10 protein-coding genes are annotated in these 16,277 nt (G+C 30.8%); 8 read left to right on the top strand and 2 right to left on the bottom strand.

Features of this window, described 5'->3' with window-relative positions:
* The first annotated feature begins 2 nt into the window (after positions 1-2).
* The 3 genes from KCTC32516_RS09300 (at position 3) to KCTC32516_RS09290 (ending at position 5,626) form a co-directional block, all read left to right on the top strand.
* Positions 3-1,700 carry a M23 family metallopeptidase gene (locus tag KCTC32516_RS09300; protein WP_301400142.1) on the top strand — a complete coding sequence of 566 codons (1,698 nt, stop codon included), beginning with the start codon at positions 3-5 and terminating at the stop codon, positions 1,698-1,700.
* Between the two features lie 26 nt (positions 1,701-1,726).
* Positions 1,727-4,174 (top strand): TonB-dependent receptor, encoded by a 2,448-nt coding sequence (locus KCTC32516_RS09295; RefSeq protein ID WP_301400141.1) that lies wholly within the window; start codon positions 1,727-1,729, stop codon positions 4,172-4,174.
* Positions 4,175-4,261: 87 nt separating this feature from the next.
* Positions 4,262-5,626, top strand: a complete 1,365-nt coding sequence (locus KCTC32516_RS09290; RefSeq protein WP_301400140.1) for a TlpA family protein disulfide reductase — start codon at positions 4,262-4,264, stop codon at positions 5,624-5,626.
* A 154-nt stretch (positions 5,627-5,780) separates the two neighbouring features.
* Here KCTC32516_RS09290 and bcp read toward each other — a convergent pair whose 3' ends face one another.
* The gene (bcp, locus tag KCTC32516_RS09285) at positions 5,781-6,230 is read right to left on the bottom strand and encodes a thioredoxin-dependent thiol peroxidase (protein WP_301400139.1); all 450 of its coding nucleotides are present in this window, start codon (positions 6,228-6,230) and stop codon (positions 5,781-5,783) included.
* A gap of 111 nt (positions 6,231-6,341) precedes the next feature.
* Here bcp and KCTC32516_RS09280 point away from each other — a divergent pair, with 111 nt between their 5' ends.
* Positions 6,342-7,001, top strand: coding sequence for an endonuclease III domain-containing protein (locus KCTC32516_RS09280; protein ID WP_301400138.1), 660 nt, complete (start codon positions 6,342-6,344; stop codon positions 6,999-7,001).
* A 467-nt stretch (positions 7,002-7,468) separates the two neighbouring features.
* Here the strand turns inward: KCTC32516_RS09280 and KCTC32516_RS09275 are convergent, their stop codons facing one another.
* Positions 7,469-8,053: an RNA polymerase sigma factor gene (locus KCTC32516_RS09275; RefSeq protein ID WP_301402749.1), complete on the bottom strand. Its 585-nt coding sequence runs from the start codon at positions 8,051-8,053 to the stop codon at positions 7,469-7,471.
* A gap of 217 nt (positions 8,054-8,270) precedes the next feature.
* On the opposite strand from KCTC32516_RS09275, the gene uvrA reads away from it, so the two are divergent.
* The 4 genes from uvrA (at position 8,271) to KCTC32516_RS09255 (ending at position 16,277) form a co-directional block, all read left to right on the top strand.
* A complete protein-coding gene (uvrA, locus tag KCTC32516_RS09270) occupies positions 8,271-11,063 on the top strand; it encodes an excinuclease ABC subunit UvrA (RefSeq protein ID WP_301400137.1) in 2,793 nt (930 codons plus the stop codon).
* Between the two features lie 91 nt (positions 11,064-11,154).
* Positions 11,155-12,252 (top strand): MauE/DoxX family redox-associated membrane protein, encoded by a 1,098-nt coding sequence (locus KCTC32516_RS09265; protein WP_301400136.1) that lies wholly within the window; start codon positions 11,155-11,157, stop codon positions 12,250-12,252.
* A gap of 119 nt (positions 12,253-12,371) precedes the next feature.
* Entirely contained in the window at positions 12,372-13,445 is a 1,074-nt protein-coding gene (locus tag KCTC32516_RS09260; protein ID WP_301400135.1) for a hypothetical protein, read from the top strand.
* 72 nt (positions 13,446-13,517) lie between these two features.
* Positions 13,518-16,277, top strand: coding sequence for a sensor histidine kinase (locus tag KCTC32516_RS09255; protein WP_301400134.1), 2,760 nt, complete (start codon positions 13,518-13,520; stop codon positions 16,275-16,277).

Raw genomic sequence — 16,277 nt, 5'->3', positions numbered from 1 at the left:
ATTTGAGACCTTTATTCGTATTCGTATTCTTCTTTACAACTTCATTATTTTTTGGACAAAAGCAGTATCCTACTAAAGATTTTAGAAATCCTTTAGATATTAAAACTGTTTTGGCTGGAACGTTTGGTGAGCTTAGAGGAAATCATTTTCATGCTGGTTTAGATATTAAAACGCAACAAAAAGAAGGTTTAAAAGTACATGCGGTTGCAGATGGTTATATTTCTAGAATTAAAGTAGCTCTTTGGGGTTATGGTAAGGTAATATATATAACGCATCCAAATGGCTACACAACTGTGTATGCGCATTTAAGTAAATTTGGCAACGGAATTGAAGAATACGTAAAGTCCATTCAGTATAAAAAGAAAAACTACGAAACCGGTAATATTTTTTTAAAACCAAACCAAATACCTGTTAAAAAAGGACAAGTAATTGCGTATTCTGGAAGTACTGGCGGATTTGTTTCTCCGCATTTGCATTACGAAATTAGAGACACTAAAACAGAAAAAATTATCAACCCTTTCTTTTTTGGCGTAAAAGTAAAAGACACCATCGCTCCAAAAATAAAAGGGCTGTTCGTGTATCCGTTAACAGATTCTTCTCGCGTGAATCAATCGATAAAAAAATCGTTATTGGCATTTAAATCTATTGGGAATAACACATATACAACAAATAGAATTAATGCTAAAGGTCCAATTGGATTTAGCATTCAAGTATATGATAAATTAAATGGCGCCTATAATAAAAACGGAATTTACAGCTTAGAAATGAACGTAAATGGACATGAAGTTTATCATCATGTTCTTGAAACTTTTTCGTTTGCAGAAAGTAAATATGTTAACTTGTTAATTGATTATGAAAATTATGCTCGTTTTAAAAATAAATTTCAAAAAACATTTAAAGAAAAAGCAAACAAATTAAAAATTTACAAATCGTTGCTAAATAACGGAATCGTAAACATCAAAAATGGATTTAATTATACCGTTGAAATTATTGCATCAGACTTTGCTGGCAATAAAACCAAAGTTAGAGTTCCGGTTAGAGGTGTAGAAAGTAATGCTGTTTTTAGACAAGCAAAAGACACAACTGCTTACAAAATTACAGCTGACAAATTTAATAAATTTGAACAGAATGGAGTTAGTATTGCGTTTCCAAAAAATACTTTTTACCACAATCTTTATTTAGATTTTAAAGTTGAAAATAATATCGCAACGATACACAATCCACTTATTCCGTTAGATAAAAGTTACACCTTAACTTTTGATGTTTCTAAGTACACAGAAGGCGAAAAAAGTCAACTATATATAGCAAATATCAACAATAAAAAATATCCTTCTTATCAAAATACTAGAAAGAAAGATGATGTATTCTACACTACAACAAAAACTTTAGGTAAATACACATTACTATCTGACAAACAAAAACCTACAATAAAATTATTAAATTTTAAAAACGATCAATGGATTACAAAAAACACTAAAATTATTGTAAAAATAGAAGATAAAACATCAGGGATAAACTCGTATTCTGCAACCTTAGATGGAGAATGGATTTTAATGGAATACAACTTAAAAAAGAAACAAATTGTCTATCATTTTACGGATAAAAAATTAGTAGGCGCCAAACATCAATTAGAAATCGTTGTAGAAGATAATGTTGGAAATACGAATACACTTAATGCTACGTTCTATAAAAAAGAATAAATTAGCGTTTTAAACAAAAAACCTAAGTGAAAAAACTTTTCCTTTTTATTTTAATGCTTCCGTTTTCGCTTCTTGGCCAAAATACCACAACATTAAAAGGTGTTGTTACCAACAAACAAAATTCGCCCATTAAAGATGTTGCTGTTTCGTATTTAAATACCGGAACTACAACCGACGCAAAAGGGTATTACGAAATCACAATTCCGGTTCGGAAAACCATAGAAATTGTTTTTAGTCATGTTTCTTATTTAAAGCATACCAAAAAAATTACCTTACGAAGCAACAGAATCCTTACCTACTCGCCTATTCTAATTTCTTTAAACAACGAGCTCAACGAAATTGTAGTAAAAAACAACAACAATTCTGCAAAAGGAATCAAAACCATTGCTATTGCTAAAGTAAAACGCTTACCTGGAGCAAATGCTGGCGTAGAAAATTTGTTAATGACGCTTCCTGGTGTAAATAACAACAACGAATTAAGTACGCAATACAATGTAAGAGGTGGAAACTTCGATGAAAACCTCGTTTATGTAAACGGAATTGAAGTGTACCGACCATTTTTGGTGCGTTCTGGACAACAAGAAGGATTGAGTTTTATCAACTCTAATATGGTGCAGAATATTCATTTTTCTGCAGGTGGATTTCAAGCAAAATACGGCGATAAACTTTCATCCGTTTTAGATATCACCTACAGAAAACCAACAGAATTTAAAACGCAAGTCGAGCTAAGTTTGGTTGGCGTAAGTGCAACCATAGAAGGGCAAACCAACAATAAAAAAGGAAGTACACTTATTGGTTGGCGCCACAGAAAAAACAGTTTATTTGTAAATAGCAAACAAATAAAAACTAATTACAACCCTAGTTTTACAGACATTCAGGCATTTGCTAGTTATCAGATAAATGAGAAGTTAAATGTCGATTTTTTAGGGAATTTTTCGCTCAACAATTACAATTATACGCCTATTTCTCGTAGAACGCGTTTCGGAACGTTGCTAGATCCAATTGAATTGATTGTTTTTTACAACGGACAAGAAAAAGACAAATATATTACTAGTTTTGGTGCTTTTAAAGCGGATTACCAACTCAACAAAGAAATTACACTACATGCGACAGCATCGATGTACAACACGCAAGAAGAGGAATATTTCGATATTTTGGCTTCGTATAATTTAGGTGAAGTTGATGGCAATTTAGGTTCTGAAAATTTTGGTAACGTGGAGTTTTCTACCGGAATTGGCTCGCAATTAAATCATGCTAGAAACGATTTAGATGCTTTCATTGCTAATTTACAACTGAAAGGAGTTTATAAAAAGGACAACAATCAATTGGAAGTCGGAATTAAATACCAAGTAGAAGATATCAAAGACCGAATTATAGAATGGGAAGTGATTGATTCTGTTGGATTTGCCATTCGTCCTCCACATCATTCTATCAATAATCAACCCTACGATCCTTATCAAGGAGCATTGCAACCCTATCAAAGTATTAGAGCAACCAACAATGTAACAATTAATCGTGTTTCTGGTTTTGCGCAATTCAGCAGAAAAGATTTATGGAACGAACATCAAATTTGGTATAATGTCGGAATGCGTTTTCAGAATTGGGCTGTAAAAGCAAACGGAATCGCATCAGAAAGTCATGCTATATTTAGTCCGAGAGCACAATTTGCCATCAAACCAGATTGGGATAAAGATATGTTGTTTCGTATTTCTGGCGGATTGTATTATCAACCACCATTTTACAAAGAGTTGAAAGACAATTTGGGTGGAATTCATCCAGAAGTAGAAGCGCAAAAATCGATGCATGCAGTTCTTGGTAATGATTATAGTTTTACGCTTTGGGATCGCCCTTTTAAATTGACTACAGAAATTTATTATAAGCATTTAAGCAACGTAAATCCGTACACGGTAGACAATGTTCGGATTCGGTATCAAGCAAAAAACAACGCAACTGCGTATGCAACGGGAATCGATATTCGATTAAACGGAGAATTTGTTCCTGGAAACGAAAGTTGGATTAGTTTAGGTTTGCTAAAAACACAAGAAAATATTGACAGCAAGGGTTTTATTGCAAGACCAACAGACCAACGTTTTAAATTGGGAATTTTGTTTCAAGATTATGTGCCGAATTTACCAGATTTAAAAGCCTATTTAAACTTGGTGTACAATTCTGGCGTTCCTGGAGGTTCTCCAAGTTATGCTGATGTCTATAAATTTCAAAGTAGATTGAGCGCTTATAAACGTGCGGATTTAGGCGTTTCTTACATTTTTGTGGATAAAAACAAAAAAGCAACTTCTAGTTGGTTGCGCAACTTTAAAGAATTAACTGCCGGATTAGAATTATTCAACTTATTTGATATTAACAATTCGATTACCAATACTTGGGTGCGAGATGTGTATTCTAAAACCATGTACGGAATTCCGAATTATATGACAGGTAGAGTGTTGAATTTTAAAATTGGAATGCAATTCTAACAACTAATTTGTTTTGTTTCTAAACTCTTTTTCGGTAACTTCGCTAACTCTTGATATAAAACATTAAAACGTTCGATATCATATAAGTTGGCAGCAATACATAACCCCAATAAAATGAGATATAATTTTTTTATTTTAACTATATTTTTTTCGATTCAACTTATATCTCAAAACGGCTCAAAAGTAATCTTTGAATTGGAAAAAAATCCAGATACCATTTTTATAAATGATCAAAAATTAAAAAAGGAAATAATTTTAACACAAGATGGAACAGCAAATTTTAAAAATGAAAAACCTAAATATTTTGGAATCATAAACTATGGATACAAAATTCTTTATTTAGAAAAAGGTTTTAATCTGAAAGTTAAGGGAAAGTCAATAAAAGATTCTATTTGGTTTGAAGGTAGAGGATCAAAAGAGAATAATTATCTTCTTTTGAAATCTTCAATAATTAGCAAATTAAATACTGATTTAAATTTTTTCGATACAAAATCTATGAAAAAAGAAGAGTTTTATACTTCAATTGAAAAATATAAAAATCTTTTTATTGAAAACTTAAATGGTTTTAAATTTGACTCAAACTTATTCTATAATATTGAGTTAACTTCAATTAACTTTATAATAGCAAAAAGAGTAGCGTTTTATCAAGGAAAAAAAACTGAAATAAATAAAGACGATTTAAGTAAATATGCTAACGAATTAGTTTTCCCTTTTAATAAAATTAAATTGAATGATGAAAATGCACTTGCAATTGACAATTTCGCATATGTCGAGTATATTCAAAAATATTTTGAAAAAATAATGCGTTCAACTTTTGACGAAAAAAGCAACAAAGATTTCAATCAAGAGATACAAATACTAGCAAGCAGAAGAATAACGAATCAAAAAATTTTAGATGATTTTATACTACATTATACTTGGGGTTTAATAAAATACTTACCTAAAAAAGAAATATACTTTAATACTTTCCTAAATATTAACTCTAATACAAGTTACAAGAAAACAATTACAGACTTATATAACTCTTTCTCTTCTGTTAAAAAAGGAATGATATCTCCCGATTTTGAATTTATTGATAAAGAAAATGATATTTTTAGTCTAACTGATTTTAAAGGAAAAATAACTTATTTAGATATATGGGCAACTTGGTGTAAACCTTGTATTGAAGATTATCCACAAATGGTAAATCTAAATGAAAAATTTGGAGAAAAAATCAACATTGTAAGTATAGGCTATTTGGACACTAAAGTTAGATGGGAAAAATTTATAACTATTAAAAAACCTAAATGGAAACAGCTTTTTGCAAAAGATAAAGAGCAGGATTTTTTTAAAAAATATAATATTACAGGTGTTCCAAGATATATCCTATTAGATGAACAAAGTAAAATAATTTCATCCAGCGCAGAAAAACCTGGGAATATAGATGAAATTTTGGAAATTTTGATTAATTAAATACTGCTGCCAACACCGTATAAAAATAATTGCTAAATTAGTGCTTAACCAAAGTTCGTTGCTCTTTTACTACATCTGATTTTCCTTAGGAAAATCCTCGTTTACAAAATCGCAACAAATCATACACAAACACGTTAGCGAAACCTCAAAATCACTACAATATCTGCGCAGCGTGTGCTTTCGTTTTCACTTTGGTAATAATATCTTCAATCTTTCCGTTTTCGTCAATGACAAAAGTAGTTCTGTGAATTCCATCATATTCGCGTCCCATAAATTTCTTTGGCCCCCAAACTCCAAATGCATTGATAACCGTTTTGTCTTCATCGGCTAATAACGGAAAAGGCAATTCGTGTTTGTCAATCCAGTTTTGCTGTCTTTTTGCAGAATCTGCACTAGCGCCTAACACATCATATCCTTTAGCCAAAAACGTTTGGTAATTGTCTCTTAAATCGCAAGCTTCTGTAGTACAACCTGGCGTACTTGCTTTTGGATAAAAGAACAAGACTAATTTTTTTCCTTTATAATCAGAAAGTTGTATGGTATTTCCTTTATTATCTTTTGCGGTAAAGTTTGGAGCAGCATCTCCTATTTTTAGTGTCGTCATAATTTTGTTTAATGTTAGAAAGTTGAAAGTTAAAAAGTAAAAACTATAATTGAAACTTTATTAGGAATAAACTTTATAAACTTTGTACTTTTAAACTTTATAACTCATTTTATGACCAAACAAGAAAAAGTGCAATTTGTAATTGACACACTTCAAGAAACCTATCCAGAAATTCCAATTCCGCTAGATTATAAAGATCCATATACCTTGTTAATTGCTGTGTTATTGTCTGCACAATGCACCGATGTTCGTGTGAATAAAATCACGCCAATTTTGTTTGCTAAAGCAGATAATCCGTTTGATATGATTAAAATGACGGTAGAAGAAATTAAGGAAATTATTCGCCCGTGTGGATTATCGCCCATGAAAAGTAAAGGGATTTACGGCTTGTCAAAAATATTGATTGACAAATACAACGGAGAAGTTCCGCAAAGTTTTGAAGGATTGGAAGAATTGCCGGCAGTTGGACACAAAACTGCAAGTGTGGTGATGAGTCAAGCTTTTGGAGTTCCTGCTTTTCCTGTGGATACACATATTCACAGATTGATGTATCGTTGGAATTTAACGAACGGAAAAAATGTTACACAAACAGAAAAAGATGCAAAACGTTTGTTTCCAAAAGAATTATGGAACGAGTTGCATTTGCAAATTATTTGGTACGGACGCGAATATTCTCCAGCACGCGGCTGGAATTTAGAAAAAGATTTGATTACGAAAACAATTGGGCGACAAGCTGTTTTAGACGAATATTTTAAAAAGAAAAAACTTTAAACAGAAAAAAAGATCTCTCCACTACGGTCGAGATGACAATCGTTTTTCAATTGTAAAAAAGTAAAAATATAATTGAGATTATACTCAAATATATTATTTCATTCAGACTAGAAACACACGTGTTATTCCGACTGAAATGGAGGAATCTCATAAATAGATTTTTCGACTTCATTCCATTTCGCCTGTCTAACGAACAGGCAGACTCAAAATGACATTAAAAGACATCAAAAAAGCCTCAACTCTGGTAGTTAAGGCTTTTCCCTCTTAATTCAAACTCAATTCAATAACAACATCTGGCTTTACTTTAATTACTTTTAACGATTTGGAAAAATTAATTAAAAATTGAATTGTTTCTTGTTTTGGTTGCTCCCTAAAATCGGGAGACTTTTTAGAGTAAAGTTGCATCATATGGTATCTTTTATTACTTGATTGTTAATCACATAACGATGCTTTTTTACTTTTAGTATTTAGTTCACCAAAATTATTTTATTTTTTTCTATGAGCTTTCTTAAATTGATCAATGCATAACGCATTCTTCCTAACGCTGTGTTAATGCTAACGCCTGTATTTTCTGATATTTCGTTAAAACTCATATCGTTATACATCCGCATTACCAACACTTGTTTTTGTTCTTCTGGCAATTCATTTATCAGTTCTCTAACATCGGCATGAATTTGCTCTTTGATGATTTTTTTCTCTGCATTTAGCACATCATCTCCTAAAACAGAAAAAATATCAAACTCGTCTGTATTTCTGAATTTTGGCATTCGATTCGATTTTCTAAAATGATCGATTACTAAATTATGAGAAATACGAACAACCCAAGGTAAAAACTTCCCTTCTTCGTTGTAATTTCCTTTTTTTAAAGTTCTAATTACTTTAATAAATGTGTCTTGAAAAATATCTTCGGTAACATCTCTATTTTTAACTTTACTATAAATAAAGCTAAATAAACGCTGTTGATGTCTCTTAATTAAAATTTCAAGAGCATACTCATTACCATGAATGTAATCGCTAACTAATTTGCTGTCTGGGGTTAAATTTTCACGCATCATAAATTACTTTTAGAGGGCAAGTTTGCCTTCTGGTTCCTATTATTTATAAACAGTTAAAGTAATTTTAAACTATACGCACGTGATTTTTAGTGAATTATTGATTCAAATATGATGATATTTTTTTACAAATACAAATAAGTTGCTATTTTTTAAATGAAAATTCTCTTTTTCTTCTCTTAAAAAATGGTATTTTTAACGCTTACTTTTTTAAAAAATGAAGTTAGATTTAAACAGCGTAAATCCGAAAGAAAATATCATTATTAAAGGTGCAAGTTTGCACAATTTAAAAAATATAGATGTTGTTATTCCTCGTAATAAATTAGTTGTAATTACAGGTTTGTCTGGCTCAGGAAAATCCTCTTTGGCTTTTGATACGTTGTATGCAGAAGGACAGCGACGTTATGTAGAGAGTTTGTCTTCGTATGCGCGTCAGTTTTTAGGAAAATTACACAAACCAAAAGTAGATTATATCAAAGGAATTGCGCCTGCAATCGCCATTGAACAAAAAGTAAATTCTACAAACCCGAGATCTACCGTTGGCACATCAACAGAGATTTACGATTATATGAAATTGTTGTTTGCCAGAATTGGCAACACCTACTCGCCTATTTCTAACAAACAAGTAAAAAAAGATACAGTTGCAGATGTAATCAAACATGTAAAAACCTATGAAATTGGCTCTAAACTATTATTGTTAGCACCCGTTTTTTTAGATAAGACTAGAGATTTAAAAACATTGTTGAATATTTTTTCTCAACAAGGATATGCAAGAATTAAAATGGGCGATGCTATTTTAAGAATTGAAGATTTTCCGTTTGATGCTTATAAAGAAGAAACGTTACAATTGGTGGTAGATCGAATTATTTTAAAAGATGATGAAGATTTTTACAACAGATTGGCAGACGCCATTCAGACTGCTTTTTTTGAAGGAAAAGGAACCTGTTTTTTAGAAAATTTAAGCACCAACAAAACAGTCGAGTTTAGCAATAAATTTGAGTTAGACGGAATTACGTTTTTAGAGCCAAACACACACTTGTTCAGTTTTAACAATCCGTACGGCGCTTGTCCAACTTGCGAAGGCTACGGAAATGTCATCGGGATTGATGAAGAATTAGTCATTCAAAATACAGGTTTGTCTATTTATGAAGACGCCATCGTTCCTTTTAAATCTGAATCCTTTAGAAAATACAAAGATGATTTAGTACATAACGCCATCGATTTTGACATTCCGATTCACAAACCTTGGTTTGAGTTGACAGAAAAACAAAAAGAATTGGTTTGGACTGGAAATAAAAAGTTTGACGGAATCAATCATTTCTTTCAAAAATTAGAAGAAAAAAGTTATAAAATTCAGAATAGAGTGATGCTTTCTCGATATAGAGGAAAAACAACATGTACAGATTGTCACGGAAAACGCTTGCGAAAAGAAACCAATTATGTAAAAATTGATCACAAAACAATTTCTGATTTGGTTACGTTACCTATTGATGAATTGGCAGGTTTTTTTAAGAACATCAACCTAAATAATCAAGAATTAAAAATTGGAAAACGTTTGTTGACAGAAATCAATAACAGATTACAATTTTTATTGAACGTCGGATTGAGTTATTTAACGTTGAATAGAACTTCAAATACACTTTCTGGCGGAGAAAGTCAGCGCATTAATTTAGCAACTTCATTGGGAAGCTCTTTAGTGGGATCGATGTATATTTTAGATGAACCAAGTATTGGTTTGCATCCAAAAGATACAGAACGTTTGATTGGCGTTTTACAAGATTTACGTGACTTAGGAAATACGGTTATTGTAGTTGAACATGATGAAGACATCATGAAGATTGCAGATTATATTATTGATATTGGTCCAGAAGCAGGAACTTTTGGTGGACATGTTGTTGCGGAAGGTAATTTTAAAGACATTTTAAAATCCGATTCTTTAACAGCAAAGTATTTGAATGAAAAATTAAAAATTGAAGTTCCAAAAACCCGAAGAAAATCAACCAACTTTATTGAAGTTGTTGGCGCAAGAGAACACAATTTAAAGAATATTGATGTTACTTTTCCGTTGAACAATCTAACGGTAATTACGGGAGTTTCTGGTAGCGGAAAAAGCACCTTAGTTAAAAATATTTTGTATCCAGCGATGCAAAAAAAACTGTTTGGTTACGGCGATAAATTAGGGCAATTTACAGAAATTAAAGGTTCGTTTAGCAACTTAAAACACATCGAATTTATCGACCAAAATCCTATTGGACGCTCGTCTCGTTCAAATCCTGTAACATATATAAAAGCCTACGATGATATCAGAAATTTATTTTCAAACCAGAAGTTAGCGAAAATCAGAAATTACAAGCCAAAACATTTTTCTTTTAATGTTGAAGGCGGACGCTGTGAGGTTTGTAAAGGCGATGGAGAAGTTACCATTGAAATGCAATTTATGGCAGATGTGCATTTAGAATGTGATGCCTGTAACGGAAAACGCTTCAAAAAAGAAGTGTTAGAAATTACTTTTGATGGAAAATCGATTGATGATATTTTAACGTCAACAATTGATGATGCTGTTGCATTTTTTGCAGAAAATGAGCAAACAAAAATTGTTCAGAAATTAAAACCTTTGCAAGATGTTGGTTTGGGTTATGTGCAATTAGGACAGTCTTCTTCTACCCTTTCTGGTGGAGAAGCGCAGCGAATTAAATTGGCGTCGTTTTTAGTAAAAGGAAACACCAAAGACAAAGCCTTATTTATTTTTGATGAACCAACTACAGGTTTGCATTTTCATGATATCAAAAAATTATTGGCGTCGTTTAATGCACTGATAGAAAAAGGACATTCTATTATTGTAATTGAACACAATATCGAATTGATAAAATGTGCCGATTACATTATTGATTTAGGTTTAGAAGGCGGGAAAAATGGCGGAAATCTAATTTTTCAAGGAACGCCAGAAGAATTAATTTTGAATAAAAAATCGTACACCTCTAAATACTTAAAAGAGAAATTAGTGTTTTAGATGTCTCCTCGAGCATTACTTTCAATGAAAATACATTTTCATTGAAAGTAGTAAACACAGTTTAGCGAGAGGTTAATAAAGTTTTTAAAAAATGATAACAAACTTAACAAATAAACAAAAAGTAAACGCGGTTAGAATTATTGCAATTCTATCAACATTAGCAATGATGTTGTACGCGCCAGAATTGTGGATTACAGACAAAGACTTCCCTGTAATTCCGCTATTTGACTGGATTCCGATTCCGACTTCTCCGTTTGATACGATTTTTGCAGGAATCTTTTTTGTGAGTCAAGTGGTCTATATTTTTAAACCAAAACGGGTATTTGGTTGGTTTGTGTTGTTGTTATATATCTACTTAGGTTTTGTAGATCAAAACAGGTTACAACCCTATTTTTATCAAAGTTTTTTAACAATTTTAGCGATTGTAATTTATCCTAAAAATACAGAAGCAAAAAAAGTGTTATTTACCGTTATATTAATTTTTATTGCAACATACTTTTGGAGCGGAATTCATAAATTAAACGGAATTTTTTACGAACAATGGATGCACGCACTGGTAAAGCATTTTAGTTTTATTCCTGAGAAGTTATTGTTAGCATTTACGTATGTTGTCCCTTGGTTAGAAGCTCTTTTAGGAGTTTTTATTTTATCAAACAAAACAAGAAAATTAGGGATTTATGGAATTGTAATGATGCATTCAATTATTATTGTAATGTTGTTGTATTTGGGGTATGGATTTAATGTAATCCCTTGGAATTTACAAAATATTTTAAGCGTTATCATTATCTTTTGGACGTTGAAAACAACATCGTTTTTTGAAGTTTTTACAGATGCTATTTCCTATCAAAAAGGATTGATTTTTATCTTCACATTTATCTTACCATTTAGCAATTTATTTGGCGGCTGGGATCATTTGTTATCCTTTAGCTTTTTTACTTCTAAATTAGATTATTATTACATCGAAATTGATGCTTCACTAAAAGACAAACTGCCAGAAAACATACAAAAATACTATAGAACAAACGAGCACATGACAGTTTTATATTTGAACGAATGGGCTGGCGATGTAAACAAAGTATTACTATATCCACAGCCAAGAGTTGCAAAAAAAGTGGAACAATATATTTTGTCTTTTGCTGATGAAACTACAATTAAAAATCCAACAAAACTGGTTGTTTATAATAAATAAAAACCGGTATTCTTACGAATTCTAAGTACTTCCCTACGAATTCTAAAACACACCAAATTTAACCACTTTCTGATACTAGATTTGATTAACCATAATTATTAATCTAAAACCTACGCATCATGAAAAAAACCGTAAACACAAAAGCAATCGCAATCGTTTTGCTCGCTTTCAGTATTTCTTTTACTAGTTGTAACAGAAAAAAGAAAACAACAGCAACCATTACTCCAACAATTCTTGCAGAAAAAACGAATGAAACACCAATTTACAGAGAATCCATCGTTTTTATTACCGGAATAGATGCTGAACATTCTAATTATTATGCAAGTGCAAAAAAGTATTTCGAAGAAAAACAATTTGAAGTAGTCACAGAAGCCTTTTCGCTACAAGAAATCATTTCTTGGTTAAATAACAATTATGATGAAAGGTTGTATTCTGACATTCATATTGTAAGCGAAAATAATCCTTGGAAAGGAATGCATTTAGAAACAGCAATAAATGGGGAAATTGTTAATGAAAAAACACTAAAAAACGCTGTACTAAATGATGAAATTCCAAAATTAGAAAAAGGAATTGCAGAAGACACCAATGTTATTTTTCATTCACCAGCTTTAGCAACTGAAACTACTTTAATTGAAGAATTGAAAACTGTTTTTAGCACCAACGTGCATCCTAAAGTAATTGCAACGCCGTACTATACTATTTTTGGCGGAGAATTTTCTAAGTATTATTTAGCAAAACCATTCTACGGATTTTATCCAACAGCGCATTCTCCAGGAAAAGTAGATTTATCAAAAGAATTTGCTAAAAAATATCCAAATGAAGATGTTGATTGGTTAGAAACATTATACAATGAAAGTGAGCGCTATGTTGGAGATCCATTTACAACTCAGTTTAATCTTCCCATAAAAATGGACATCGATTTTACAGATTCTGATAATGCAATTCCAACATTAAAATCTCAAGCTGAAATCATGGATTTTATTGAAGCTGATGAAAATTTGTTAAATGAATTTAAGAGTTACAACATTCCGATTGAAAAATTTAGATGGAAAATTGCTGTAAAAGACAATAAATTAACGATCAAAGGAATCACTACTGTATTGTGTATTTTAAAACCAATTATAAATCCTTACGGAGATTTGCAACACGTAGAACCAGAATTTGACAATTTACGTTTATTTACTGTGGAATAATATTTGTTAAGTTAGAACAAAAAGCAGTTGCTTTCTTTTGTGCAGCTGCTTTTTTACATTAAGTTTGTTTTTATGAAGTTTAAAAAAATGTTTTTTTTGTTTTTTGTTGGATGTGGATCCTTGTTTTTGCAAGCACAACAAAATCAATTACAACATTTTACCGTTGCAAACGGATTGCCACAATCTGATGTGGTTGATGCGGTACAAGATAACATTGGATATATTTGGTTTGCGACTCAAGGTGGCGGAATTGCGCGTTTTGACGGAAGTGATTTTGCCGTATTTAGTCAAAAAAACGGATTGCTTTCAAATTTTGTAAACTCCTTTTTTATCCAAAAAGACAGTTTATTTATTGGCACAAATAATGGGTTGTCCATAAAAATTAAAAACCAGTTTATAAATTATAAAACACCTAAAATTAACAAACTAATTTGGCTAGATAAGAAGCTGTATTTAGCAACAAACCAAGGCATTTATCAATTTAAAAAGGAGTATGTAACTCCTATAAAAATCAATTTAAAAATTGATCTTTCTGATGTGTTAGACATTCAATATAAAAATTCTTTTTATTGGGTTAAAACCTCAAATAAAACTTGGAAATTAACGACATTAAATTCAAAAGCCATCATTCAAAAAAGTTCGTTAACAGCTTCTGAAGTTGTTTTTGGTTCTCAAAAATCCATCATCAAAAATTTAAAAATTGAGGTTGCTATAAAATCAATCACCAATAAAATTTTTATTGACAGACAACAAAATACGTGGTTATTAACCAATGGAAATGGCGTTTACAAATCGGTTTCTAGTAATTTTAAGCATTTTAATTTTATAGAAAATCATGCTATCAAAGAAATTACTGCAATTCATCAAAAAAATAAAAATATTTGGTTTACCGATACAAATAGAAACTTATTTGCAATTGATAGTTTAGGAATTCGTTTTGTAAGAAAGAATAATTTTAAAACGACCTCAATTACAACTGATATTAATAATAACCTTTGGTTTGGCTCACAAAACAAAGGAATGTATATTTTTAGAAAATCCAATGATTCTTTAAGCGCATCCCATTTCGACATCGAAAAATTATATTCAGAAAATGGTTTGCCAACAAATAATATTCAAAATATTATCATTCAAAACAATACCGTTTGGTTAGTAACAGAAAAATCTGGAATTCTAAAACTAGCTTATAATTTTCAGCAAAATTTTGTAGAAAAAATTACTGCTTTTAATCAAAATAATGGATTAAAAGATCAATTGATAACTGCTTCTCTACTCCACAAAAACCAAATTTGGTACGGAACTTTACACGGTGATTTAGGTTTTATTGACAACAACAAAATAACACATTATTCCAACTTTTTAAACCTAGACACCACAATTAGCAGTTTGGTGGGGTCTTCTGCTGATGATTTGTATATTGGAACTTTAGGAAACGGAATTTGGAAAATTTCAATTTCTAAGTTGAACTCTCCAAAACCTGTAAATGAGGAGTTTTTAAGTTCAAAAAATAGCTATCAGTTGCTTTTTGATGCAAAAAATCAGTTGTGGAATGGTTCAGAAAAAGGTGTCGATAAAATAGAATTTCAAAATGATGCAATATCAAAATCGACACTTTATAATGCAAATGATGGTTTTATCGGAATTGAAACCACAAAAAACACTTCTTTAGAAGATACATTTGGAAATCTTTGGTTTGGCACCAAAAACGGAATTACAAAATACACGCCTAATGAAAATAAAAAAACACTTTTAAAACCAACTATTTCTTTTGAAAACATCGAAGTTTCAAATCAATCAATTGATAGTATTCAAAATCAATTTAAAAATGCTGTTTTGCAACTTTCTCCAGCGCAAAATAATATTTCTTTTAGTTTTAAGACAGTCGATATCAACCAACCAAAAAGAATTGAATATCAATATACTTTAAATGAAACACAAAGCACTTGGAGTTCTAATACTACTGTCAATTTTGCAAACTTAACAGCAGGGAATTATACGTTTTCTGTAACCTCTATAAGTGCCTCAAAAATTGAGAGTGAGCCTGTAATTTTTACCTTTTTTATTGACAAACAATTGTATCAAAAAACGTGGTTTATTGTAAGTGTTATTGGCTTTTTAGCAATTGTTTTTTTCTTAATGATTTACTTTTATTTTAAAAGAAAGCAAACAGAAAATCAACAAAAAATTGAAAAATTAACCTTAGAAAATCATTTAATTACTTTAGAGCAAAAAGCGCTGCAATTGCAAATGAATCCACATTTTATTTTTAATGTGTTAAACGGAATTAAAGCATTTGGAAATAACGGAAACACAACAGAGTTAAACAGTACAATCAGTCAGTTTGCAAGTTTATTACGTTCACTTTTATACAATTCTAGAAAGGAAGAAATCAATCTTTTAGAAGAAATTGAAATGCTAAAAAATTACTTGAATTTAGAGCAAAAAATGAACAAAAATTTCGAGTACACAATTACAACTGAAGTTGGAAATATTGCAACAGAAGAAATTTTGATTCCTCCAATGTTGGTGCAACCTTTTGTAGAAAACAGCATCAAACATGGTTTTAAAAATACCAATGGAAAATTATCAATCCTTTTTGAAATAAAAAGGAACCATTTAATGTGTACAATTATTGATAACGGAATCGGAATTGATCAATCAAAAAAAGCAAAAACAGGTTCAGCTCATACTTCTCTTGCTCTAAAAGTAACCAAAGAACGGATAGAGAATTTGTCAAAAAACAGTACTTTAGGAATTAAAGAACTATCAGAAAATGGACACATAATTGGAACTAAAGTTGAGTTTAAAATCCCGTTAAAAACAGATTATTAA

It is taken from the genome of Polaribacter huanghezhanensis (assembly GCF_030444335.1).
Taxonomy (GTDB): Bacteria; Bacteroidota; Bacteroidia; order Flavobacteriales; family Flavobacteriaceae; genus Polaribacter; species Polaribacter huanghezhanensis.
Note: the sequence above shows the minus strand (reverse complement) of the source record. Positions and strands in the feature narration are given on the sequence as shown.